The sequence below is a fragment of the Streptosporangium sp. NPDC050855 genome, assembly GCF_044456585.1.
Lineage (GTDB): Bacteria > Actinomycetota > Actinomycetes > Streptosporangiales > Streptosporangiaceae > Streptosporangium > Streptosporangium longisporum.
The window spans coordinates 104,302-131,128 of record NZ_JBITFY010000012.1; the positions used below are offsets into that span (position 1 = coordinate 104,302).

At 74.2% G+C, this 26,827-nt stretch carries 7 protein-coding genes; all 7 read left to right on the forward strand.

All coding sequences use genetic code 11. The features are described 5' to 3' along the window. The first annotated feature begins 14 nt into the window (after positions 1-14). Positions 15-6,851, forward strand: a complete 6,837-nt coding sequence (locus tag ACIBCT_RS24035; RefSeq protein WP_399192028.1) for an amino acid adenylation domain-containing protein — start codon at positions 15-17, stop codon at positions 6,849-6,851. Continuing rightward, positions 6,851-10,063 (forward strand): amino acid adenylation domain-containing protein, encoded by a 3,213-nt coding sequence (locus tag ACIBCT_RS24040; protein ID WP_399192030.1) that lies wholly within the window; start codon positions 6,851-6,853, stop codon positions 10,061-10,063. The genes ACIBCT_RS24035 and ACIBCT_RS24040 overlap by 1 nt, the downstream gene beginning before the upstream one ends. Positions 10,064-10,374: 311 nt before the next feature. Further along, the gene (locus tag ACIBCT_RS24045) at positions 10,375-15,573 is read left to right on the forward strand and encodes an amino acid adenylation domain-containing protein (protein ID WP_399192032.1); all 5,199 of its coding nucleotides are present in this window, start codon (positions 10,375-10,377) and stop codon (positions 15,571-15,573) included. A gap of 188 nt (positions 15,574-15,761) precedes the next feature. Then, the gene (locus ACIBCT_RS24050; protein ID WP_399192034.1) at positions 15,762-21,356 is read left to right on the forward strand and encodes an SDR family NAD(P)-dependent oxidoreductase; all 5,595 of its coding nucleotides are present in this window, start codon (positions 15,762-15,764) and stop codon (positions 21,354-21,356) included. Further along, on the forward strand, positions 21,353-21,562 hold the full coding sequence (locus tag ACIBCT_RS24055; RefSeq protein WP_344904295.1) for an MbtH family NRPS accessory protein: 210 nt from the start codon (positions 21,353-21,355) through the stop codon (positions 21,560-21,562). Before ACIBCT_RS24050 ends, ACIBCT_RS24055 begins: the two co-directional genes overlap by 4 nt. Next, positions 21,559-24,822, forward strand: coding sequence for an amino acid adenylation domain-containing protein (locus tag ACIBCT_RS24060; RefSeq protein WP_399192037.1), 3,264 nt, complete (start codon positions 21,559-21,561; stop codon positions 24,820-24,822). The genes ACIBCT_RS24055 and ACIBCT_RS24060 overlap by 4 nt, the downstream gene beginning before the upstream one ends. Next, positions 24,819-26,827: condensation domain-containing protein (locus ACIBCT_RS24065; protein WP_399192039.1), on the forward strand; the 2,009-nt coding region annotated here is incomplete at its 3' end. The genes ACIBCT_RS24060 and ACIBCT_RS24065, both read left to right, overlap by 4 nt.

Sequence of the window (26,827 nt, forward strand, 5' to 3'; positions counted from 1 at the left end):
AAAGTGAGATCCGTGTGACGTCCTCGCCTGGCCCGTCCCCGAGCACCGCCCAGCTTTCCGAGGCCAAGCGAGCACTACTGGAGAAACGGTTGCGCCGCCGCGCGCCCGATCCGGCGTTCACGATTCCCCGCCGGGAACCGGGCCGGGCGGCGCCGCTCTCGTTCGGGCAGGAGCGGCTGTGGTTCATGGACCGGTTCGCCCCGGGCACCGCCGCGTACACGATCCCGATGACGCTGCGGCTGAGGGGCCGGCTGGACGTCGCGGCGCTGGAGCGGGCGGTCGCGAGGGTGGTCGCCCGGCACGAGAGCCTGCGGACCCTCTTCCCCTCCGACGAGGACGGGCGCCCGTCGGCGGTGGTCCAGGAGCGGATGGAGGTCCCGCTGGAGCGGGCCCGGGCGGCCGACGTGACGACGGCGCTGCGCCTGGTGAGCGACGCGGCGGCGATACCGTTCGACCTGGCGCGGGGGCCGCTGCTGCGGGTGCTGCTGGTACGGGTGGGCGAGGGCGGCACCGGGGACATCGGGGACGCAGACGGCGCGGCGGACGCCGGGGACGCCGGGGACGCAGACGGTGCCGAGGGGGGTGCCGAGGAGCACGTGCTGCTGGTGGCCCTGCACCACATCTGCGGTGACGGCTGGTCCGCCGACATCCTGGCCGAGGAGCTGGGAGCCTGCTACGCGGGGGCGGAACCGGACGGGCCCGCCCTGCAGTACGGCGACTACGCGCTCTGGCAGCGGGAGCGGCCGGCCTCGGAGGCGAGCCTGTCGTACTGGCGGTCGCGGCTGGCCGGGGTGGCGCCGCTGGAGCTTCCGCTGGACGGGCGGCGGCGCGGCGAGCAGACGTTCGCGGGCGCCTCGCGGGGTTTCTCGCTGAGCGCCGGGCTGACGGAACGGCTGACGCGGCTGGCACGGGAGTCCGACGCGACGCTGTACATGGTGCTGCTCGCGGCCTACCAGGTGCTGCTGGGCCGCTACGCGCGCCAGGAGGACTTCGCGGTCGGCTCCCCGGTGGGCGGGCGGCCCCGCAAGGAGCTGGAGAGCGTGATCGGCATGTTCGTGAACGTGCTGGCCATGCGGGCCGACTTGTCGGGGGACCCGACGTTCTCACAGCTGCTGGCGCGGGTCAGGCGGACCACCCTGGAGGCGTACGAGCACCAGGAGCTGCCGTTCGAGCAGCTGGTCGGGGAGCTGGGCGTGGAGCGGGACGTGAGCCGCTCGCCGGTGTTCCAGACGGTCTTCGCGCTGCAGAGCTACGGCAGCAGGAAGGGGACGCGCTGGCCGGGGCTGGAGGTGGAGCCGTTCGAGTTCGAGGCCAGGGCGACGCGTTTCGACCTGGAGCTGTTCCTGACCGAGCAGCCGGGCGGGATGGGCGGGCTGTTCGTCTACAACCGCGACCTGTTCGACGCGGCCACGGTGGAGGGGATGGTCGCGCAGCTGGTGACGCTGCTGGAGGCGGCGGTGGCCGCCCCCGGGACGCGGATCTCGGAGCTGGAGCTGCTGTCGGCCGGCGAGCGCGAGCGGGTGCTGGCGTGCGCGGCAGGCCCGGGTGAGCCGTACCGGGACGGGGCGACGCTGGGCGGGATGTTCGAGGCGCAGGTGGCGCGGACGCCCGGGGCGGTGGCGGTGGAGTTCGAGGGCGAGCGCCTGACGTACGCGGAGCTGGAGACGCGGGCCAACCGGCTGGCGCACCGGCTGCGGGAGCTGGGGGTGCGGCGCGGCTCGCTGGTGGCGGTGTGCGCCGAGCGGTCGGTCGAGCTGGTGGTGGCGCTGCTGGGCGTGGTCAAGGCGGGCGGGGCGTACGTGCCGCTGGACCCGGACTACCCGCCGGAGCGGCTGGCGTTCATGCTGGCCGACGCGGACGTTCCGGTGCTGCTGGCGCAGCGGGCGGTGCTGGAGACGCTCCCCGGACTACGGGACGGCACGGCGGCCGGCACGGGCCCGCAGAACGGCACGAGCACGGGCGGCGCGGGGAACGGCACGGACAGCGGCACGAGCACGGGGAACGGCGCGGGGGCCGGCCGGGTGGTGACGGTGGTGTTGGACGATCCGCTGGACGGGCCCGGCACGCCGGTGGAGCCCTCGGCGACCTCGGCGGACGCGGCGTACATGATCTACACCTCGGGGTCGACGGGCCGGCCCAAGGGGGTGCCCAACTCGCACGCGGGCATCCGCAACCGGCTGGGCTGGATGCAGGAGGTCTACCGGCTGACCGGTGACGACGTGGTGCTGCAGAAGACCCCGGCGGGGTTCGACGTGTCGGTGTGGGAGTTCTTCTGGCCGCTGGTGACCGGCGCGCGGCTGGTGCTGGCCCGTCCCGGCGGGCACCGGGACGCGGCGTACCTGCGTGACCTGATCGTGCACCGGGGGGTGACGACGACGCACTTCGTGCCCTCGATGCTGGCGGCGTTCCTGGAGGAGGAGGGCGTCGAGGCGTGCGGGTCGTCGCTGCGGCGGGTGGTGTGCAGCGGCGAGGAGCTGGCCCCGCACGTGGCCGCGCGGTTCTTCGACCGATTACCGGGCGCGGAACTGCACAACCTGTACGGGCCGACGGAGGCGGCGATCGACGTGAGCCTGTGGCGGTGCCGCCCGGGCGAGGACAGGATCCCGATCGGGCATCCGGTGCGCAACACCTCCCTGTACGTGCTGGACGGGCACCTGCGCCCGGTGCCGTTCGGGGTGCCCGGGGAGCTGCACATCGGCGGGGTGCAGGTGGCGATGGGCTACCACGCCCGGCCCGGCCTGACCGCGGAACGGTTCGTGCCCGACCCGTTCGGCGAGGCCGGGGCACGGCTGTACCGGACCGGCGACCTGGCGCGGCTGCGCCGTGACGGTGCCGTCGAGTTCCTGGGACGGATCGACCACCAGGTGAAGATCCGGGGGCAGCGGATCGAGCCGGGCGAGATCGAGGCGGCGCTGCGCGGGCTGCCCGGGGTGCGCGAGGCGGTGGTCACGGTACGCCAGGACGGCGCGCCGGACGACCGTCGGCTGGTGGCGTACGTGGTCCCGGAGGGCGGCGCGGCGGGCACGGGGAACGGGACGTCGGACGGGACGGGGAACGGGACGTCGAACGGTGCGGAGGGCGGGGCGGGCGCGGCGGCGGACGGGGCGGAGCTGCGGCGGGCGCTGAAACTGACGCTGCCCGAGCACATGGTGCCCTCGGCGTTCGTGGTGCTGGACGCGCTGCCGCTGAGCCCGAACGGCAAGCTGGACCGCGGCGCGCTGCCCGCACCTGGCCGTCCCGCCGAGCCGGCCGGGGCCGGGGCCGAGCCGCGGACGCCGGTGGAGCGGGCGATCGCCGACATCTGGCGGGAGCTGCTGGGGGTGGAGTCGGTCGGCGCCGACGGTGACTTCTTCGAGCTGGGGGGTCACTCGCTGGTCGCGATCCAGGCGGTGGCGCGGATGCGCAAGGCGCTGCCGGTGACCGGGGGCCGGGCGGTCGGGGTGATGGACCTGTTCAAGCACCCGACGGTGCGCGAGCTGGCCGCGCTGGTGGAGCGGCCCGCGGGCCCGTCGGGGCCGCGGAGCCTGCTGTACGAGCTGACCGCGCCGGGGCCGCGCCTGATGACGTACGTGTGCGTGCCCTACGGCGGCGGCAGCCCGCTGATCTTCCAGCCGCTGGCCGACGCACTGCCGGACGGGTGCGCGCTGCACGCGCTGGCCTTCCCCGGGCACGACCCGGGGCTGCCGGACGAGGAGACGCGGCCGTTCGAGGAGGTCGCGGACCTGTGCGTGGAGGAGATCCTGTCGCAGGTGGAGGGCCCGCTGGCGCTGTACGGGCACTGCGGCATCGGCGGGGCGCTGGTGGTGGAGGTGGCGCGCCGGCTGGAGGCGCGGGGCCGTGCGCTGGAGGCGGTGTACATCGGGGCGATCTTCCCGTTCGCCCGGCCCCGGGGACGGATCGCGGGGCCGCTGGCGCGGCTGACCCGCTACGACCGGCTGCGCGGCGACCGGGTGTACGAGAACCGGATGAAGTCCATGGGGACCGACATCTCCGGGCTGGACGACGAGCAGATCCGGTTCATGGTGCGCAACCAGCGGCGGGACACGCTGATCGCGGAGGAGATCTTCACCAAGGCGCTGGCGGAGCAGGTGGAGCGGCTGCGGGCACCGGTGATCTCGGTGGTGGGCGAGCAGGACCCGACGACCGACTACTACATGGAGCGTTACCGCGAGTGGCACTTCCTGAGCGACACCGCGGCGCTGGTGATCCTGGATGAAGCAGGACACTATTTCCTGAAATATCGGGCGGCTGAGCTGTCGGAGATCCTCACCAACACGCACATCGCCATCGGGTACGAGGCCGCGCACACCCTGGACCGGGCGTCCCGGGGCCCGGGGGCGGGCTGGTGGGTCGAGGAGGTCTCGGTCCGCTCCCCGGAGACGGACTCCCCGGAGACGGAACTCGGAAGGGCCGATCCGGCACCCCCACCGCCGACACCGGCGACCGGCACGGCCGTACCCGTGAAACCGTCGCCGGTGACGACGACGGCGCCCGCGCGGACGGCGAGGAGCGCCCCCGCGCGCACGGCTCCCGCGCGCACGGCCGGGAAGGCGCCTCCGCCCAGCCTGCGGCGGTTCCTGATCGTGGCGGCGTTCCAGCTCGTGTCGATGGTGGGCACCGCGATCACCGACTTCGCGATCCCGGTGTGGATCTACCTGACCACCGGCTCGCTGGTGGACTTCGCCCTGTTCGTGGCCCTGTCCATCATGCCGGGCGTGCTGATCGCGCCGCTGGCCGGAGCCGTGGTGGACCGGTCGAGCCGGCGCGCCATGATGATCCTCGGCAACTGCATGGCCGGGGGCACCCAGCTGGTCCTGGGCGCGCTGTTCTGGACGGGCGCGCTGGAGATCTGGCACATCTACCCGCTGACGGCGTGCCTGTCGATCGCCCTGATCTTCCAGCGGCTGGGCTTCACCACGGCGCTCCCCCAGCTGGTCCCCAAGGAGTACATGGGGCACGCGGCCGGGGTGGTCCAGATGGTGATCGGCACCGCGCAGTTCGCGGCGCCGCTGCTGGCGGTGGCGCTGCTCTCCTCGATCGGCCTGGGCGGCATCCTCGTGATCGACGTGGCGAGCTTCGCGCTGGTGCTGGGCGCCCTGCTGCTGATCCGCTTCCCGGACACGATGGCGCACTCCCCCAGGGAGCCGCTCTCCAAGGAGATCGCGCAGGGCCTGCGGATGTCGATCGGCAACCGCCACCTGCGGGCGGCGATGATCTACTTCGCCACGCTCAACGTGATGCTCGCCGCGCTGCTGCTGTCGATCACGCCGCTGGTGCTGTCGTTCTCCACGCTGACGGTCGCCGGTCAGATCTCCTTCGTCGGCGGCCTGGGCGGGGCGCTGGGCGGCCTGGTGATCGCGCTGTGGGGCGGGCCGCGACGACGGCGGATGCGCGGGGTGCTGCTGGCGACGCTGGCGCTCTCGGTGTTCGCGGTGATCACCGGGTTGCACCCGTCCCCCCTGGTGGTGGGGATCGGCGCGTTCGGCCTGTGGGGCTGTCTGTCGATCGTCAACGGGACCTTCCTGACGATCATCCACACCAAGGTGCCGCAGCGCTTCCACGGCCGGGTGCAGTCGCTCAACCAGATGGTGTCGTGGTCGACGCTGCCGATCGGCATGGCGGTGGTGGCGCCGATGGGCGAGCGGCTGCTCAACCCGCTGCTGATGCCCGAGGGGGCGCTGGCGCCGACGGTGGGCTCGGTGATCGGGGTCGGCCCCGGCCGCGGGGTCGCGCTGATGTACATCCTGCTGGGCCTGGGCATCGCGGTGCACGTGCTGATCTCTATGCGCACCCGGGTGCTGTCCACGTTCGACGACGAGATGCCCGACGCCCAGCCGGACGACCTGGTGGGCGCGCAGATCCTGCGCGAGCGGGCGGGCAACCGGGTGAGCGTGTCGTGGACCGCGCCGGCGTTCGCCAAGGCGATCACCATGCCACTGCCGCCCGAGCGGGCGCGGGCGCTGCTGCGCGTGCCGTTCCCGGACGTGGAGGTGCGCCGGGTGACGCTGCGGACCGGCGGCGAGATCAGCGCGGTGTACGAGGTCGGGTGCGCCGACCGGGACCTGATCGTGAAGATCTACCCGAACGTGCTGGCGGCCCGGCTGCACAAGGAGGTGCGCGTCTACGAGCTGCTGCGCGGCAGCGGCGCCCGGTGCCCCGAGGTGGTGCACTGGGACGACTCGCGGCGCGAGCTGCCGCACCCGTACTCGGTGATGACGAAGGTGGCGGGACGGCCGCTGTCGGAGGTCTCCGCCGGGCTGTCGGGCGAGGAGATCGCGCCGCTGTACCGGGAGATGGGGCGGACGCTGCGGGCGATCCACGGGGTGCGCGTGGAGGGCTTCGGTCCGATGGAGGGGCCCCAGGAGCCCTCCAACGACGCCTACCTGGGCGCGCGGCTGGAGACGCTGCTGGCGCAGTTCGTCGACTTCGGCGGGGACCCCGCGCTGCACGCGGAGCTGACCGGCCGGATCGCCCGCGACCGCCACCTGCTGGCGCGCTGCACCGTCCCGGTGCTGTGCCACAACGACTTCCACGAGCGCAACGTGATGGTCGAGACGCGGGACGGCGCGCTGCGGATGACCGGTGTGATCGACATGGAGAACGCGCTGGGCGGCGACCCGCTGATGGACCTGGCGCGCACCGAGTACTTCGCGGTCAGGGGCGACGCGGAGCGGCGGCGGCACCTGCTGGAGGGCTACGGCGACCTGCCGGACGACCAGGCCGAGCGCCTGGCCTTCTACCTGCTCTGCCACGCCCTGGAGCAGTGGCACTGGCTGGCCACCCTGGGCGAGACGGCCGCCCTGCCCGCGATCGCCGACCAGCTCCGCGAATGCCTGAAGGAGAAAGTTTGATGGACGTCTTCCCCGCCTCGTTCGCCCAGGAGCGGATCTGGTTCCTGCACGAGCTCATGCCGGAGCTGGCGGTCTACAACATCGCCTGGTCCTCGCAGCTGGCCGCCCTGCGGCCGGTGGATCCGGAGCTGCTGGAGCGGGCGCTGGCGAGGCTGGCCGGCCGGCACGAGTCGCTGCGGACCGCGTTCGAGCTGCGCGACGAGCAGGTCGTGCAGACGATCGCGGACCGGGTGCCGGTCACGCTGGAAAGGACCGACCTGTCGCACCTGGCGCCCGAGGCGGCCAGGGCGGAGTTCGAGCGGATCGCGGCCGAGGACGCGCGGCGGCCCTTCCGGCTGGAGACCGCGCCGCTCTGGCGGGCACGGCTGGTGACGCTGGGCGGCGGCGAGTGGCGGCTGGTGGCGATCATGCATCACACGGTCTTCGACGCCTGGTCGTCCGGCGTGTTCTCGCGGGAGCTGAGCGAGACCTACCTCGCGCTGCGCGAGGGCCGCGAGCCCGTGCTGCCCGAGCTGCCGATCCAGTACGCCGACTACGCGGCCTGGCAGCGCGACCGGCTGGGCGGCGGCGAGCTCGACGCCGACCTGGCCTACTGGAAGGAGCGGCTGCGCGGCAGCGTCCCGCTGGAGCTGCCGGGTGACCGGCCGCGCCCGGCGCAGCTGAGCTACCTGGGCGACGTGCTGGACTTCACGGTGCCCGAGGAGCTGTCGGAGCGGGTGGGCGCGCTGGCCAGGGCGCGGGGCACGACCCCGTTCATGGTGCTGCTGACGGCGTTCTCGGCGCTGCTGGCGCGCTGGAGCGGGCGGACGGACGTCGTGGTGGGCTGCCCGGTCGCCGGTCGAGAGCTGCCCGAGCTGGACGGCCTGATCGGCATGTTCGTCAACACGCTGCCGCTCCGGACCGACCTGGGGGGCGACCCCTCGTTCGCCGAGGCGCTGGACCGGGTCCGCACGACCGTGCTGGAGGCGTTCGACCACCAGAACGTGCCGTTCGCCAAGCTGGTGGAGGCCGTGGACCCGCCGCGCGACCCCGGCAGGACGCCGCTGTTCCAGGCGGGGTTCAACCAGGTCGCGGTGGACGGGCGCGGCCGGTTCGGCAACGGCACCTCCCAGACCGACCTCACGATGGAGCTGCACAACCCCGAGGGCTCCCTGGAGGGCTGGGTCGAGTACAGCACGGACCTGTACGACGAGGCGACCGTCCGTCGCCTGGTGTCGGGGTTCCTGACGCTGCTCGGCGCGGCCGTGGCCGACCCGGAGACGCCGCTGTCCCGGCTGCCGCTGATGGACGGCGCGGAGCGGGCCCGGGTGCTGTCGTCCTGGCACGGCCCCGCGGCCTCCTACCCCGAGCGCTGCCTGCACGAGCTGATCGCCGAGCGGGCCGGGCGGGCGCCGGACGCGACGGCGGTGGTCTGGGACGAGGGCGAGCTGACCTACGGGGAGCTGGAACGGCGGGCGGGTGTGCTGGCCCGGAGGCTGCGCGAGCGCGGCGTGCGGGCCGAGACCCCGGTCGCGGTCTGCCTGCCGCGCGGCGTGGAGCTGATCGTGGCGCTGCTCGCGGTGCTCAAGGCGGGCGGCGCGTACGTGCCGCTGGACCCGGACTACCCGGCGGACCGGCTCTCGTTCATGCTCTCCGACTCGGGCACCCCGCTGCTGCTGACCCGCTCGACGACGGTGGAGCGGCTGCCGCCGGACCATCCCCCGGCGATCCTGCTGGACGCGCTGCCGGTGAACGGCGGGCCCGTCCTGGAGCCGGAGCCGCTCTCCCCGGACGCGCCCGCGTACGTGATCTACACGTCGGGGTCGACGGGACGGCCCAAGGGCGTGGTGGTGCCGCACCGGGGGGTGGTGAACCTGGTCACCGGGTTCGGTTTCACCGAGCGGGAGCGGATGCTGCTGCTGACCTCGCTCTCGTTCGACATCGCGGCGCTGGAGATCTTCGGGCCGCTGACGGCGGGGGGCGCGGTGGTGCTCGCTCCCCCGTACGGCAACGGCGCCCTGGGCGAGCTGGTGGCGCGGGCGGGGGTGACGACGGTGCAGGCGCCGCCGTCGGTGCTGGAGGAGATCACCGAGCGGCTGCCGGCCGGGCTGCCGCGGGTGTTCAGCGGCGGGGAACCGCTTTCGGTGGCGCTCGCCACGCGGATCCACCGGGTCGCCGGTGAGCTGTGGAACCTCTACGGGCCCACCGAGACGACGATCTGGTCGCTGGCGCACCGGGTGCCGCGGGACGCGGGATCGATGTCGATCGGCGTGCCGGTCGCGGGCACCACGGCGTACGTGCTGGACGGGCACATGGAGCCGGTGCCGGTCGGGGTGGCCGGGGAGCTGTTCCTGGGGGGCGACGGGGTGACCCGCGGCTACCGGGGACGGCCGGGGCTGACCGCGGAGCGCTTCGTCCCCGACCCCTTCTCGGGCACGCCCGGGGGGCGGCTGTACCGGACCGGCGACCTGGTGCGGCGGTCGGCCGGCGGCACCCTGGAGTTCCTGGGACGCGCCGACGACCAGGTGAAGGTGCGGGGCGTGCGGATCGAGCTGGGCGAGGTGGAGGCGGCGCTGGCGGCCTGCCCGGGGGTGCGCCGGGTGGTCGCCGCGGTCCGCGACGACGCCCCCGGCGGCCGGGCGCTGGTGGCGTACGTGGACATGGACCCCGGCACCGGCGCGACCGGCGGGGACGGCGCGGACGGCGCGGACGGCGCGGACGGCGCGGACGGCGACGGCGGGGAAGGGGTGCCTTCCGGGCGGCTGCGGGCGTTCCTGGCGTCGCAACTGCCCGCCACGATGGTGCCGAGCGTCTTCGTGCCGCTGGGGCCGGTGCCCCGGCTGCCCAACGGCAAGCTCGACCGCTCCGCGCTGCCCTCCCCGGCCGCGGGCGGCGCGCCGGACGCGACGGCGCCGCCCGCCGCCCCGGGCACGGCGAGCGAGGAGCTGGTGCACGAGATCTGGTGCGAGGTGCTGGGCAGGAACGGCTTCGGCGTCGACGACGACTTCTTCGAGGTGGGCGGTCACTCGCTGCTCGGCACCAAGGTGATCGCCAGGATCTGCTCGGCGGTGGGCGTGGACCTGCCGCTCAACGCCCTGTTCGACACGCGCACGGTCCGCCGTCTCGCCCTGGTGGTGGAGGAGGTGCTGGCCGCGGAGATCGACCGGTTGACCGACGAGGAGGCCGAACGGATCGCCGGTGACTACGACCGGGATGACAGCGTGATGAACTGACGACCGAAATAAGGATTTAGGACATTTGCTGTTGGTCAGCGCGTCATTACGTCACGTGATGCCGGGTCACCGTGGTTCGCGACAGAGGGAAGTGGACGGTCACCTTCCGTCTAACCGATCACGGTGACCTGCGGTGATTCCGGGCGGTCAACCCCCTTTGCGATCTTGGGGGACAGCCGAAACCGGCATTCCGACACAGGTTTAACTTTCAACCCTTGACTGCCCAGTGACGTAAACATTAGGAATGATCTGGCTTGAGACTTGTGAATACTTGACAGGGCAAAAACCCTGTTTGGGGCAATGGGGGGTGGATGCTCGAAGCGACGCGGGAGGACTCGTCGTCCGCATCGGTGACCGGGGGGCCGTTCACCGTGCCTGAGGCGCCGGCGGCTCCCGCTCCCGCCTCCTGGACGACCGGCCCGGCGCACACCGCTCCGGAGGCGCTCCTGTGCGACCTCATCGCCGCCCAGGCGGCACGGACACCGTTCGCGCCCGCGGTCCGGCAGTGGGAGACTCGTCTGACCTACCGCGGCCTGATGGACGCGGCCACCGCCCTTGCGCTGCGGTTACGCGCCCTGGGCGTGGGGCCGGAGGACCGGGTGGGGCTCTGCTCCGCGCGCACTCCGACGATGCCCGTCGCCGCCCTCGGCATCATGCTCGCCGGTGGCGCGTACGTCCCGCTGGACCCGGCGCACCCGCGGCGGCGGCTGGACGAGGTGCTCGACGACGCCGGCATCACGGTGGTGGTGACCGACCGGCGCGGCCGTGGGCTGCTCGACGGCTCCGGGCGCGTCCTGGTGGAGCCGGAAATCGATACGGCCTCCCAAACCGTGTCCGAAATTACCGCCGATACCCCCGCCGGGGCCTCGGCCGTCACAACCGTCGCACCCCTGACCGGCACCACCGCCGTCACCGCGTCCGAAAACGGTGATACGACATCCGGAACCGGCGACACGACCGGAATCGGGGCCACCGGTGACGCGATCACCGCGGCCGCGCTCGCCGGCACCGGCGCCGCGCCCCGGCCCGGGAACGCCGCCTACGTGCTGTACACCTCCGGATCGACCGGCCGCCCCAAGGGAGTGGTCGTGAACCACTCCTCGGCGGTCGCCTTCGTCACCGCCTCGGCGGCCCACTTCGGCCTGGACGGCACCTGCCGGTCGATCGCCTTCTCCGCGCTCGGCTTCGACGTCTCGGTGCTGGACATGTTCACCCCGCTGGCCTCCGGCGGGTGCGTGCAGCTGGTGCCGGACGAGGACAGGACCGACCCGGCCCGCCTGCAGCGCTTCCTGGAGGCTCACGACGTCACCTGGGGGTTCATCCCCCCGGCGCTGCTGCCGCTGGTCGACCCGGCCGGGCTGCCGCACCTGCGCGACCTGGTCACCGCGGGCGAGCCGCCCGGCCCGGAGCAGGTGGAGCGCTGGTCGGCGCGGACCCGTTTCCACAACTGGTACGGCCCCACCGAGACGACCGTGTGCGTCGTCGGCACCGAGCTGTCGGGCACCTGGGAGCGGTCGCTGCCGATCGGGTTCCCGCTGCGCGGCTGCCGGGCGCACATCCTGGACGAGGACATGCGCGAGTGTCCCGTCGGCGTCCCGGGCGAGCTGTACATCGGCGGCCCGCAGGTCAGCCGCGGCTACCTGGGCCTGCCCGGCATGACGGCCGGGCGGTTCGTGCCCGACCCGTTCTCGGCGACGCCCGGGTCGCGGCTCTACCGCACCGGCGACCACGTGGCCTGGCAGCCCGACGGCCGGATCGCCTTCATGGGGCGGCTGGACCGGCAGGTGAAGATCCAGGGACAGCGGGTCGAGATCGGCGAGGTCGAGTCGGTCGTCCGCGCCCACCCCGGGGTGAAGCAGGCGGTGGTCGACGCCCCCGGCGAGCTGGTGGCCTACGTCGCGCCGCTGGACGCGCCCGGACAGGCCGAGCTGCGCGAGCACTGCGCGCGGCGGCTGCCGGTGTACATGCTGCCCACCCGGGTGGTGCGCGTCCCGGTCCTGCCGCTGAACTCCTCCGGCAAGGTCGACCTCGCCGCCCTGCGGGCCCTGTCCGGGGACACCCCCGGCACCCCCGACGCCCTTGACAGCCCTGACAGCCCTGCCTCCCCCGGCTCCCCCGCCGCGGCCCCGGGCCTGGCGGGCATCTGGGCGCGGGTGCTGGACGCCCCGGCGCCCCGCCCCGACGACGACTTCTTCGAGCGCGGCGGGCACTCGCTGCGGGCGATGCGGCTGGTGTCGGCCGTCCGCGCCGAGCTCGGCCGGGACATCTCGGTCGAGGACGTCTACGCGGCCCGTACCTACGGCGCCCTGTCGTCCGGCGTCGAGCAGGCTCCCCCGTGCGGCACCGGGGACGCCCTCGCCGGCGCGTTCGGCGCGCCCGGCACCCCGGGCGCGGCCGGTGGCGAGGGGCCGTCGCTCTCGCCCGCGCAGCGGCGCATGTGGTTCGTCGAGCGGCTCGCCCCCGAGACGCCCGCCCACAACATCGCGATGGCCGAACGGGTCCGCGGCCCGCTCGACCACGACGCGCTCCGGCGTGCCCTGGAGGCCGTGGTGACCCGGCACGAGGCGTTGCGCTGGCGCATCCCCTCCCGCGACGGCGCGCCGTACGTCACGGTCGCCCCCGCCGGTGAGGTGCCGCTCCCGCTCGACGACCTCTCGGCGGCCCCCGACCCCGAGGCCGCCCTGCGGGCGCTGCTGCAGGACGAGGCCCGGACGCGCTTCGACCTGGAGAACGGTCCGCTGCTGCGGGCCCGGCTGGTGCGGCTGGCCGGCGACGACCACGTGCTCGCGGTGACCGTGCACCACGTCGTCTTCGACGGCTGGTCGCAGGACGTCTTCTACCGCGACCTGAGCGCCGCCTACCGGGGCGACGGGCCGGGACCGGCCGGCGCGTCGCTCGGGGACTACGTGGCCTGGTCCAGGGAGCGCTCGAACGGCGGGGCCGTCGACTGGTGGCGCGAGCACCTGCGGGACGCCCCCATGGTCCTCGACCTGCCCAGGGACGCCCCCCGCCCTCCGGTGCAGACCTTTTTTGGAGCGCTCCTAACAGCGGAGCTTGACGCATCCGTCGGAGGCCGCGTCAGGGAACTGGCGCTGCGGATGGGGGTCACCCCGTACCCGGTGCTGCTGGCCGCGTTCGCCGAGCTGCTGGCCCGGCTGTCCGGGCAGGACGACCTGGTGGTCGGCGCCCCGTACGCCGACCGGGGGCACGTGGCGTTCGAGTCGCTGGTCGGCATGTGCGTGCGGGTGCTGCCGCTGCGGCTGCGCCAGGACGCCGAGTCCTCCTTCGAGGAGCACGTGGCCCGCTGCCGGGACGAGCTGGCCGAGGTCGTCGCGCACGGCGAGGTGCCGCTGGAGCGCGTCGTGGACGCGCTGCGCGTCCCGCGCGACCTGGGCCGCAACCCGGTGACGCAGGTCATGTTCAACATGTACAACTTCGCCGAGCCCAAGCTCGACCTGCCCGGGTGTGAGACCGAGGCGCTGGCGGCCGGGCTGCCGGGCGCGCTGTTCGACCTGACGATGTACGTCAGCGAGCACGGCGACGGGTACGCGCTGCAGCTCGTCTACAACCCCGACCTGTTCTCTGCCGCCAGGATGGAGTCCCTGCTGGCCTCCTACCGGCGCCTGCTGGCCGGCCTGCTGGAGCGTCCCGGCGAGGCGGCGCGCCGGGTCCGGCTGTCCGAGCCGGAGCCGCCCGCCGCGCTGCCGGTCTGGGACGGGCCCGGGCCGCTGGAGACCCTGCATCCGCGCGTCGTGGTGGAGGGCGCGGGCCGGAGCCTGGGTCACGAGGAGCTGACCGCGCTGCGCCGCCGCACGACCGCTGCGCTGCGCACGGCCGGGGTCGAGCCCGGCCGGGCGGTCGCGGTGCTCGGGGCACGGGTGCCCGAGCTTCCGGGCCTGCTGCTGGGGGTGCTGGCCGCCGGGGCCCGCTGGGTGATCCTCGACCCGGCCCACCCGGAGCCGGTGCTGGCCCGCCAGGCCGCCGCCGCCGGGGCCGTGGCCGTGCTGCGCTGCCCGGGGACGCCTCCCCTGCCCGGACTGCCGGAGATCACCCTGCCGGAGACCGTGCCCGCGGAGGACGCCTCGGCGCAGGCCGTTCCGGCGGAGGCCGCTTCAGAGGACGCCTCGGCGGGGACGGGGCGTGGTTACCTCTCGCTCACCTCCGGGACCACCGGCGACCCGAAGCCGGTGCTGACCGGCGAGGGCCCGCTGGCCCACTTCGTCGCCTGGTACGCCGACACCTTCGAGGTGACCCCCGACGACCGGTTCGCCCTGCTCTCGGGCCTGGCGCACGACCCGGCGCTGCGCGACCTGTTCGTGCCGCTGGCGACCGGCGCCCGGCTGTGCATGCCCGAGCAGGACCTGCTGCGCGACCCCGCCCGGCTGGCCGGATGGCTGCGCGAGCACCGCGTCGGCGTCCTGCACCTGACCCCGCAGCTGGCCAGGATGCTCTGCGGGACCGGCGCGGTGCTGCCCGACGTCCGGCTCGTCGCGACCGGCGGCGACCGCCTCACCCACGCCGACGCCGCGCGGCTGCGCCGGCTGGCCCCGTCCGCCCGGCTGGTCGCCTTCTACGGCACCACCGAGACCCCGCAGGCGCACGCCTGGTACGAGATCCCGCACCGGGTGCGCGAGAGCGCCGAGCCCGTCCCGGCCGGGCGCGGCATCGAGGGCAGCGAGCTGGTCGTCCTCGACTCCCGTGGCGCCCGCGCCGGGGTTGGCGAGCTCGGCGAGGTGGTGGTGCGCAGCGCCAACCTGGCGACCGGCTACCTCGACGCCGAGCTGACCCGGCTCCGCTTCACCGGGGACTCCTTCGCCACCGGCGACCTCGGCCGGCTCAACCCCGACGGGACGGTGACGATCGCCGGGCGGCGCGACGACCAGGTCAAGGTCCGCGGCTTCCGGGTGGAGCCGGGCGAGGTCGAGGCCGCGCTGACCGCCCATCCCGAGGTCCGCGCCGCCGTCGCGGTGGCCGACCGGGGCGAGGGGCGCGAGACCGTGCTGCACGCCTACGCGGTGCCCCGCAGGCCCGGCCTGGCCCCGCAGCGGCTGCTGGAGCACCTGCGCTCGGTGCTGCCCGAGCACGCGGTGCCCGCCGAGGTGATCGTGGTGCCCGCGCTGCCGCTGACCCCCAACGGCAAGGTCGACCGCACCGCGCTGCGCCGCCCCGCCCCCCGCCAGGACGACGGGGCGGGCGGGGAGGTGTCGGGCCCGACCGAGCGGGCCGTGGCCGAGGTGTGGCGGGCCGTGCTCGGCGTCCCGCGGGTCGGCGCCGCCGACAACTTCTTCGAGATCGGCGGTCACTCGCTGGCCATCGCCGCGGTCCAGGCCCGCCTGGGCACGGCGCTGGGCAGGGAGATCCCGATCGTCGACCTGTTCCGCCATCCGACCATCCGCGCGCTCGCCGCGCACCTGGACGGTGGAGGCCCCACCCCCGGCCTCGACCGCGCCGCCCGGCGGCTCGCCGTGCGACGAGACCGCCTCAAGGACCGCTCACGGAAACCGAGCTGAAACCCCTGCCGCCTCCGAGACCGGGTCCGGGCCGACGACCGATCGGCCCGGAGTCCCGGACCACGACGTCCACCACGCCACCGACACCGGGAACGTCCCCGGCGTCACCGGCGGACACGACGTCCCGTACAGCCAGACCCCCCGCATCGGCGCCGACCGCGCCCAGCAAGGAAGAAAGGGACCCCCGCATGGCCGAGGAGCCCACCGTCGAACCGATCGCGATCATCGGCCTCTCGTGCAGGGTGCCGGGAGCAGGAGACGCCAGGCAGTTCTGGAGCAACCTGTCCGACGGAGTGGAGTCGCTGACCCACTTCACCCGCGAGGAGCAGAGGGCACTCGGCGTGCCCGACCACATCCTCGACGACCCGGACTTCGTGCCGGCCGCGATGATGCTCGACGACCACCAGGGGTTCGACGCCGCGTTCTTCGGCATGTCGATCAGGGAGGCGGAGATCCGGGACCCGCAGCACCGGCTCTTCCTCGAACTGTCGCACACCGCCCTCGAGGACGCGGGCTACGACTCGTTCAGGTACCCGGGAGAGATCGGCGTCTACGCCGGTTCCGGCTCGGACTTCTACCAGTGGATCAACATCAGGAGCAACGCGCAGGCCCACGCCAACGCGGGCTGGCTGGCCGTCATGGTCGGCAACCACGTCGACTACTGCGCCACCCTGTCGTCGTACAAGCTGGACCTGCGGGGTCCCAGCTACACGCTGCACACGGCGTGCTCGACCTCGCTGGTCGCGATCCACGTCGCCGCCGAGGCGCTGCGCAACGGCGAGTGCGACATGGCCCTGGCCGGCAGCGCCATGCTGGACCTGCCGCAGGGCCAGGGGTACGTCTACGACGAGGACGGCATCGTCTCCCCCGACGGTCACTGCCGCGCCTTCGACGCCAAGGCCGCGGGCACGATCTGGGGCAGCGGCGGCGGCGTGGTCGTGCTGAAGCGGCTGTCGGAGGCGATCGAGGACGGCGACAACGTCCGGGCCGTCATCCTGGGCAACGCGATCAACAACGACGGCGCCAGCAAGGTGGGCTTCTCCGCGCCCAGCATGGACGGGCAGGCCGCGGTCGTCGCCCAGGCGCTCGGGGTCGGCGGGGTCGACCCGCGCACCATCACCTACGTCGAGGCGCACGGCACCGGCACCGCGCTGGGCGACCCGATCGAGGTCGCGGCGCTGAGCAGCGTGTTCCGCCAGGACACCGACGACACCCAGTGGTGCGGCATCGGCTCGGTCAAGAGCAACATCGGCCACCTGGGCCAGTCGGCGGGCATCGCCAGCATCATCAAGGCCGTGCTGGCCCTGGAGAACGGGCTGATCCCGCCCACGCTGCACTACGAGAGCCCCAACCCCAAGATCGACTTCGCGCAGAGCCCGTTCTACGTGACGGCGTCGGCGACCAAGTGGGAGCCGAACGGCTTCCCGCGGCGGGCGGGCGTCAGCTCGTTCGGCATCGGCGGCACCAACGCGCACATCGTGCTGGAGGAGGCGCCCAGGGCGGTCCGCGAGGAGCGCGACCCGCGCCCGGCGCACCTGCTGCGCCTGTCGGCCAGGACCGACTCGGCGCTGGCCGCCGCCGCCGAGCGGCTGGCCGCGCACCTGGAGACCAACCCCGAGGCCGACCTGGCCGACGTCGCCCACACCCTGCGGGTGGGGCGCAGGGAGCTGTCGCGCAGGACCGCGGTGGTGGCCTCCGGCGTCGCCGACGCCGTCGCCGCGCTGCGCGACCCCAAGCGCCTCATCAGCGGCGCCACCTCGCGCCGCACCCCGCGCCCGGCGTTCCTGTTCTCCGGTCAGGGCTCGCAGTACGCGGGCATGGGCGCCGAGCTGTACCGCACCGAGCCGGTCTTCAGGGACGCGGTCGACGAGTGCGCCGAGATCCTGCGGGCCGAGCTCGGCGAGGACCTGCGCGACCTGATCTTCGCCAGTGGCGAGGAGGCCGACGAGCGGCTGCGGCAGACCTCGCTGACCCAGCCGGCCCTGTTCACCGTGGAGTACGCGCTGGCCACGCTCTGGCGCTCGCTGGGCGTCGAGCCGGCCGGCATGATCGGCCACAGCATCGGCGAGTACGTCGCGGCGACCGTGGCCGGGGTGTTCAGCCTGCCGGACGCGCTGCGGCTGGTGGCGGCCCGGGGCCGCCTGGTGCAGGGCATGCCCCCCGGGGCCATGCTCGCCGTGCAGCTCGCGCCCGACGAGATCGGGCCGCTGCTGCCCGACGGCGTGTCGGTGGCGACCGTCAACGGCCCGGGCACCTGCGTGGTGACCGGCCCGCCGGACGCGATCGCCGAGCTGTCCGCGATGCTGGAGGAGGAGGGCGTCGGCCGGATGGAGCTGCGCACCTCGCACGCCTTCCACTCGGAGATGATGGACCCGATCCTGGGCGAGTTCCGGGAGCTGGTGGCCGGTGTCGAGCGGTCGGCGCCGAGCCTGCCGTTCCTGTCGAACGTGACCGGCACCTGGATCACCGCTGCCGAGGCGACGGACCCGTCGTACTGGGCCCGGCACATGCGCGAGCCGGTGCTGTTCGGCGACTGCGTGGCGGCCCTGCTCGCCGACGGCGACTGGATCATGATCGAGTGCGGCCCCGGCAAGCAGCTCTCCGGGCTGGCGCGGGCGCAGAACCCGCCCGGCGCGGTCGCGCCGCTGCCGTCGCTGCCCGGTCCCAAGGACGACGGCGGTGACGTGCGGGTGCTGTCGGCCGCGTACGGCACGCTGTGGGCGCACGGCATCGCCCTGGAGGCGTTCGGCCAGGAGGGCCGCCGCGTCTCGCTGCCCACCTACCCGTGGGAGCGCCAGCGCGCCTGGATCGACCCCGACCCGCACGGCGCGTTCGTCGGCGGCGTGGCCAACCCCGCGCCGGTCGAGGAGGACCTGCCGCTGGACCGCTGGTTCAGCGTCCCGGTGTGGCGTCAGACCCCGCCCGGCCCGGCGCCGCTGTCGCCGGTCACCCGGGCGCTGGTCCTGGCCGACGAGGGCTCGGCCGGTCTGGTGGACGCGCTGCGCGCGGGCGGCGCCGAGGTGATCGAGGTCAGGCCCGGTACGGAGTTCGCCTCCTCGGGCGAGGGCTACACCGTGCGCCCGGCCGAGCGCGCCGACTACGACGCGCTGCTGGCGGCCGTCGGCGAGGTGCCCGGCCGGGTGGTCCACGCCTGGACCGTCTCCGCCGAGCCCGCCGCCGGTGTCGACGAGACCTGGAAGGCCCAGGACCTGGGCTTCTTCAGCGTGCTGGCGCTGGTGCAGGCGCTGACCGCGGTGCAGCCCGCCGACGGGGTGGAGCTGTCCCTGCTCACCTCCGGCGCGCAGGACGTCGTCGGCGGCGACCTTATCCGCCCCGAGCACGCCACGCTGGCCGGGTTCCCCCGGGTGGTGCCGCTGGAGACCCCGTGGCTGCGGGTGCGGCACATCGACGTGGAGGCCCGCGACTGGGTCAGGCACGCCGCGGCCGAGCTGGGCCGCAGGCCCGAGACGGACGAGGCCGGGCTGCTGACCACGGTCAGCATCCGCGGCGGGCGGCGCTGGTCGCAGCGGTACGAGCAGCTGGAGGTCCCCGCGGTCGAGGCCGTGGCGGGCGCAGGCGCGTCCGCGGACGGGACGGCGCCGGCCGAGGCGGGCCACGCGGGCCCCGGCCAGGACGAGACGGCCCTGGCGGTCGCCGGGCAGGCCGGTCCGGTGGACGGGCAGGTCTACGTGATCACCGGTGGCCTGGGCGGCATCGGCGTCTCCCTCGCCGAGGACCTGGCGGCGCGGGCCCGGGTGCGGCTGGTGCTGCTCTCGCGGAGCGGGCTGCCGGAGCGGTCGGCCTGGGACGCGCACCAGGGCGGCCGCCAGGGACGGGCGATCGCCGCGATCCGCAGGATGGAGCAGGCCGGGGCCGAGGTCCTGGTGCTGGCCGCCGACGTCACCTCCGCCGCCGACATGCGCCGGGTCAGGGAGGAGACGCTGGCCGCCTTTGGCCGGGTGGACGTGATCGTGCACGCCGCCGGACTACCCGGCGGCGGCATGGCCGAGATCAAGGAGCGGGCCGCGGCCGAGCAGGTGCTCGCACCCAAGGTGGCCGGCACGCTCGCGCTGCGCGACGCCTTCGGCGACCTCGACCTGCAGGCCGTGGTGCTCTGCTCGTCGATCACCGCGGTGGCGGGCGGCTTCGGCCAGGTCGACTACTGCGCGGCCAACAACTTCCTGGACGCGCACGCCAGGGGCGAGCACGGCTGGCGCGCGGCCACCGTCGTCTCCGCCAACTGGGGCAAGTGGCTCGAGGTCGGCATGGCGGCGGAGGTCACCGCCCCGGCCGGGTTCGTGGCGCTGCAGCGCGGCGACCGGATCAGGGCCATCGACCACCCGGTGCTGGCGGCCTGGCACGAGGCCGACGGCGAGGGCCTCGGCTGGGCCGGTGGCGGCCTGTCGCCCGACACGCACTGGGCGCTGGACGGTCACCGGATCTCCGGGGTGCCGGTGCTGCCCGGCACCGGTCACCTGGAGCTGGCGCGCACCGCCGGCGAGGCGGGACTGCCCGGCACCGGCGCGATCGAGCTGCGCGACGTGGTGTTCGTCGAGCCTCTCTCGGTGGCCGACGGCGCCTACGCAGAGGTGCGGGTGATGTTCAGCCCCGAGGCCGACGGCGCGGAGTTCCAGGTGCAGAGCGTCATCGGCGGCCAGCAGCGCACCCACGCGCGCGGCACCGCCGCCAAGGTCGACGCCCCGGCCGGCCGGCAGGCCGACGTGGCGGCGATCATCGAGCGCTGCACCCCCGCCACCGAGGAGCAGGGCGGCGTCCCGCTGTCCGGGCTGCTCACGCTCGGCCCGCACTGGGGCCACATGCGGGAGTGGTACATCGGCCAGAACGAGGCCCTGGGACGGTTCGAACTGCCCGAGGAACTCTCGCAGGACCTGGCCGGCTGGGGGCTGCACCCGGCCCTGCTGGACAGCGCGACCTCCTTCACCTGGATCGACGTCGTCGGCCACTACCTGCCGCTCGGCTACGGCCGCATCACCGTCGCCGACCGGCTGCCCGGCACGTTCTGGAGCCACATGCGCTTCCGCGACAGCGGCACCGACGAGGTGCTGGCGGTCGACGTGACGCTCATCGACGACGACGGCGCGATCGTGGTCGAGATCTCCGACTACGTGCTGCGGCGCATCAACACCGAGTCGGTGGTGGCCGGGGTGACGGCCAACGCCGGCGCCCAGCCGACCGGCACGGTCGCCACCGGCGACCAGGGCGGCGCGGTCGCGACGGTCGCCGGCGGCCCCGACGCGGTCGGCATCCGCCCGGCCGAGGGGGCCGAGGCGTTCCACCGGCTGCTGGCCACCCCCCTGGGCCCGCAGGTGGTGATCGCCGCGACACCGGTGGCCGACTACCTGTCGGGCGTCGGGTCGGTCACCCAGGAGACGGTGGAGACGGAGCTGGACCCGGCCGCCGTGTCCGACCGTCCGGCCCGTCCCGGCCACGGCGACGACGACTACGTCGCGCCCCGCGGCGACGTCGAGACCGCCATCGCCCGGCTCTGGAGCGAGGTGCTCGGCGGCGAGCGCATCGGCGCCGACGACGACTTCTTCGAGCTCGGCGGCAACTCGCTGATCGCCGTGCAGCTCATCGCCCTCATCCGCAAGGAGCTGGGCGTCCGGCTGCCGATGCGCAGCCTCTTCGAGGAGCCCACGGTGGCCGGGGTCACCTCGCTGATCGAGCAGGCACGCGCCGCCGCGCCCGCGGCGGAGACCACCGCCCCGGCCGCGAACCAGACCGCCATCCCCCGTCTCCCCCGCAGGAGTGAGCAGCAGTGACCGACTCCCTTCCCGACACCAAGGTCGTCCTCAACGACGAGGAGCAGTACTCCGTCTGGCCCGCCGACCGGGAGAACCCGGCCGGCTGGCGCGACGAGGGCTTCACCGGCACCAAGGACGAGTGCCTGGCCCACATCGAGCAGGTCTGGACCGACATGCGCCCGCGCAGCCTTCGCGAGGCGATGCAGGCCGGGGGCGCGGGATGACCACCGGACAGGTGGAGGACGTCTTCCCGTCCTCCTCGGGACAGGAGCGCATGTGGTTCCTGGCCCGCTTCGAGCCCGAGCTCGCCGTCTACAACATCGGCATGGTCATCCCGATGACCGCGCGCCAGCCGGTCGACCCGCGCCGCCTGGAGGCGGCCATCGCCCAGGTGGTGCGCCGTCACGAGGTGCTGCGCACCGTCTTCGAGTTCCGCGACGGCCAGGTGATGCAGATCGTCGACGGCAAGGTCCCGCCGGTGCGGCTGACCGAGACCGACCTGACCCACCTGCCGCCGGACGAGCGTGAGGCCGAGCTCGCCCGGCTGGCCAAGAGCGACGGCGTCGCGCCGTTCGTGCTGGACCAGGCGCCGCTGTGGCGGCTGCGGCACGTGCGGATGGGCGAGAACGACCTGCGGCTGGTCTGCGTGTTCGACCACACGGTGTTCGACGGCGTCTCCAGCCACATCTTCGTCAACGAGCTGGAGGAGTGCTACGACGCGCTCGGCGAGGGCCGCGAGCCCAAGCTGCCCGAGGTGCCGATCCAGTTCGCCGACTTCGCCGTCTGGCAGCGGGGACGGCTGACCGGCGAGTTCGTCGAGCAGGAGCTGGCGCACTGGCGCGAGCAGCTGGCCGGCATCCCGGCCGACCTGGCGCTGCCCGCCGACCGGCCGCGCCCGCGCAGCCGCAGCTTCCGCGGCGAGATGCACCTGGCCGCGTTCTCCCCGGAGACCTCGGCGGGCGTGCAGCGGCTGGCCAAGGACCTGAACACCACGCTGTTCACCGTCATGCTCACCGCGTTCACGACCGTGCTGGCCCGCTGGTCGGGACAGTACGACGTGGTGGTGGGCACCCCCATCGCGGGACGGCTGCTGCCGGAGACCGAGCCGGTCATCGGCATGTTCGTCAACGCGGTGGCGCTGCGCTCGGACCTGTCCGGCGACCCGACGTTCGCCGAGGCCACCGGACGGGTGCGCAACACGGTCGCCGAGGCCCTGGACCACCAGGAGCTGCCGTTCGAGCGGCTGGTGGAGGCGCTCCAGCCGACCAGGGACCTGAGCGTGCCGCCGATCTACCAGGTGATGTTCAACCTGGCCGTCGACACCAACGAGGGCCAGATCGCCAACGGGACCGCCAAGGTCGACGTGCAGCTCGACATCAACATGCGCGACGGTCGGCTGCACCTGCGCCTGGAGTACAGCACGGACCTGTTCGACCGGCCCACCATGGAGCGGTTCGCGTCCTGCCTGGAGACGGTGGTCGAGGCCGCGATCGCCGACCCGAACACGCCGATCTCCGAGCTGCCGCTGCTGAGCCCGGCCGAGACCGAGCGCGTCCTCGCGCTCGGCACGGGCGAGGACCTGGAGGACCTGCGGGACCTGCGCGGCACCGGCGCCGGTGTGGAGACCGGCGAGGTGCCGGACTCGCAGGTCACGCTGACCTCGCTGATCGAGGCGCAGACGGCCAGGACGCCGGACGCCCCGGCCGTGGTCACGGGCGACGTCACGCTGACGTACGCGGAGCTGGACGAGCGGGCCGGGGCGCTGGCCCACTGGCTGCGCAGGATCGGCGTGCGGCGGGGCAGCCCGGTCGCGGTCTGCGCCGAGCGTTCGGCCGAGCTGGTCGTGGCGCTGCTCGGGGTGCTCAAGGCGGGCGGCGCCTACGTCCCGCTGGACCCGGAGTACCCGCCGTCGCGGCTGGCGTTCATGCTGTCCGACAGCGGCGCCCGGGTCATGCTGACCCAGCGCCACCTGCGCGACCTGCTCCCCGAGGGGGCGATCAAGCCGGTGCTGCTGGACGCGCCCGAGTCCTGGGGTCCGCAGCCCGCGGGGTCGCCGCCGCCGGTCACCGGCCCGGACGACGCCGCCTACACGATCTACACCTCGGGGTCGACCGGCCGTCCCAAGGGCGTCGTCAACACCCACCGGGGCATCGTCAACCGGCTCGCCTGGATGCAGCGCCGGTTCGGCCTGACCTCCGGCGAGACGGTCCTGCAGAAGACCCCGACCAGCTTCGACGTGTCGGTCTGGGAGTTCTTCTGGCCGCTGGTCACCGGCGCCTCCCTGGTGCCGGTCCGGCCGGGCGGGCACCGCGACCCCACCCACCAGCGCGACCTGATCAAGGCGCACTCGGTGAGCACCGTGCACTTCGTGCCCTCGATGCTGGCGCTGTTCCTGGAGGAGACCGGCATCGAGTCGTGCGGGTCGCTCAAGCGGGTGATCTGCAGCGGCGAGGAGCTGCCGCCGCGGGTGGCCGCCCGGTTCATGGAGCGGCTGCCCGGCGTGGAGCTGCACAACCTGTACGGGCCGACCGAGGCCGCGGTCGACGTGACCGCCTGGCAGGTGACCGGCGAGAGCCCGGACGCGGTGCGGGAGCTGCACACGCTGCCCATCGGCACGCCCATGCCGGGCAACCGGCTGCACGTGCTGGACGACGCGCTCCGGCCGCTGCCGGTCGGCGTCCCCGGGCACCTGCACATCGGCGGGATCCAGGTGGCGCGCGGCTACGCAGGGCGCCCGGCGCTGACCGCCGAGCGGTTCGTCCCCGACCCGTACGGGCCTCCCGGTTCGCGGCTGTACGCGACCGGCGACCTGGCCCGGGTCCGCGCCGACGGGAACCTGGAGTTCCTCGGGCGGCTGGACGACCAGGTGAAGGTGCACGGCTGGCGGGTCGAGCTCGGCGAGATCGAGTCCGTGATCGCCGAGCACCCGAAGGTGCGGCGGGCGATCGTGGCGCTGCGCGACGACGCGCCGGGCGGGCGCGGCCTGGTCGGCTACGTCGACTGGTCGGGAGACCCCGCGGCGCTCACCGCCGAGATGCGCAGGGCACTGGCCAAGAAGCTGCCGGCCGCGCTCATCCCGCAGGCGTTCGTCGGGATCGACCACGTCCCGCTGGGGCCGAGCGGCAAGCTCGACCGGGGAGCGCTGCCCGCGCCCACCGGTTCGGGCCGCGCCGACCTCGGCACCCCCTACGTCGAGCCGCGCACCCCGTTGGAGAGCGAGCTGTGCGCCCTGTGGGGCGAGCTGCTGGGCCGCGAGCGGATCGGCGTCGACGACGACTTCTTCCAGCTCGGCGGCCACTCGCTGCTGGCGGTGCTGCTGGTCACCCGCTACCGGGAGACCTACGGGGTGGAGATGCCGTTGCGGCGCTGCTTCGAGGCGACCACGGTCGCCGAGCACGCCCTGGTCGTCCTGGAGTCGCAGTTCGACGAGGACGACGGGGAGATGGAGGCGCTGCTGGCGTCGCTGGAGGACCCCGCGAAATGAGTGACCTGAGGGCGAGGCTGGCCCGGCTCAGCCCGGAACAGCGCGCCGCGCTGGAGGAGAGGATGCGGCGGCAGCCGTCGCCGCAGCGTGCCCGGGGAATCCCCCGGCGCACGGGCGACGGACCGCCGCCCCTCTCCTTCGGCCAGGAACGGCTGTGGTTCCTGCAGCAGCTGGACCCGGCCGACGCCTCGTACAACATGTTCATGGTCCAGCGGCTGCGCGGCCGGGTCTCGATCGAGGCCCTGCGGTACGCGCTGGGCCGCCTGGTGGAGCGGCACGCCACGCTGCGCGCCCGCTTCACCGCGCGCGAGGGCAGCCCGGTGCAGGAGATCGGGCCGCCCGTGCCGGTCGAGCCCGACCTGATCGACCTGTCCGGCCTGCCGGCCGGCGAGCGGGAGGCCCGCGCGACCGAGCTGGTCGCCGACCTCACCAACCGCCCGTTCGACCTGGCGGCCGGGCCGCTGCTGCGGGTCCACCTGATCACCATGTCGCAGGCCGACCACGTGCTCTGCGTGGTGCTGCACCACATCGTGGCCGACGGCTGGTCGCTGAAGGTCCTGCTGGGCGAGTTCGCGACCTTCTACGGCGCCCGCCTGGAGGGGCGCGAGGCCGACCTGCCGGAGCCGGCGCTGGAGTACGCCGACTACGCCGCCTGGCAGCGCGAGCGCCTGGACGAGGAGAGCGTGCGCCGCCAGCTCGACTACTGGGGCGAGCGGCTGGCCGGGGTGCCGGTGCTGGACGTCCCGGCCGACCGCCCCCGGTCGCCGGTGCGCTCGTCCAACGGCGACTACGCGGCGCGCCGGATCGGGCGGGAGCTGACCGCCCGCCTGGACCGGCTGGCCAGGGACGAGCGCTGCACGCCGTTCATGGTGCTGCTGGCCGCCTTCCACACGCTGCTCGGCGCCCACTCCGGGCAGGACGACGTGTGCGTGGGATCGGTGATCGCCGGCCGGGAACACCCCGAGCTGGAGCACGTCGTCGGGTTCTTCCCGAACACGCTGGCACTGCGCGCCGACCTGTCGGGCGACCCGGGCTTCCGGGAACTGCTCGGCCGGGTCCGGTCGACGGTGCTGGACGCCTTCGCCCACCAGGACATCCCCTTCGAGCGGCTCCTGAACGAGCTGCACGTGGAGCGGGACCTGAGCACCACGCCGCTGTTCCAGGCGATGTTCGTGATGCAGGACAAGGACGCCTCCGAGCTGACCATCCCCGGCGTGGAGACCGGCGTCTTCGACCCGGGCGCGCGGCAGGCCAAGTTCGACCTGATGCTGGACGTGACGCCGCGCTCGGACTCGCTGTACGCGCTGCTGTCCTACAACGCCGACCTGTTCGAGCCGGACACGATGGCCCGGATGCTGCGCCGGTACGAGCGCACGCTGGAGGCCGTGGTCGCCGACCCCGACATCCCGCTCTCGCGCCTGCGCGCCGCGATGCTGCTCCCCGAGGACCGGCTGCCCGCGGTCACCGCGTCGCTGTCCACGGGCACGCGTCCCTCCTCCTCTTCGTCTTCTTCCTCGTCCCCGGTCCCCCGGACCGGCGTGGTGGCCGGGCCCGCAGCCGGGCCACCGGACGGGAGCACCCGCACGAGCGACGCGACGGCCCGCGCCGTGGCCGGCCCGCCGGACGGGACCGCCGGTGTGGTCGGGCTGTTCGAGGAGCGGGCCCGGCTGGCGCCGGACGCTCCCGCGGTCGCCCACGCGGGCCGGCGGCTGAGCTACGCCGAGCTGGACGAGCGCGCCGGACGGCTGGCCGCGCGGCTGGCCGCCGCGGGGGCCGGGCCGGAGACGGTGGTCGCCGTACGCGCCCGGCGCGGCCTCGAACTGGTCGTGGCACTGCTCGCGGTGCTCAAGGCGGGCGGCGCCTACCTCCCGCTGGACCCCGCCTACCCGGCCGAGCGGCTGCGCTGGATGCTGCGCGACAGCGGTGCCGCGCTGCTGCTCTCCCAGGGCGACCCCGGCCTCCACGACGCCCCCGGCTCCCGCGGCTCGCAGGACGGCCCCGGCTC

Coding starts and splice junctions, on each gene's coding strand:
- ACIBCT_RS24040 (WP_399192030.1), top strand. CDS start 6,851: ATGGACGTCTTCCCCGCCTCGTTCGCCCAGGAGCGGATCTGGTTCCTG.
- ACIBCT_RS24045 (WP_399192032.1), top strand. CDS start 10,375: ATGCTCGAAGCGACGCGGGAGGACTCGTCGTCCGCATCGGTGACCGGG.
- ACIBCT_RS24050 (WP_399192034.1), top strand. CDS start 15,762: ATGGCCGAGGAGCCCACCGTCGAACCGATCGCGATCATCGGCCTCTCG.
- ACIBCT_RS24060 (WP_399192037.1), top strand. CDS start 21,559: ATGACCACCGGACAGGTGGAGGACGTCTTCCCGTCCTCCTCGGGACAG.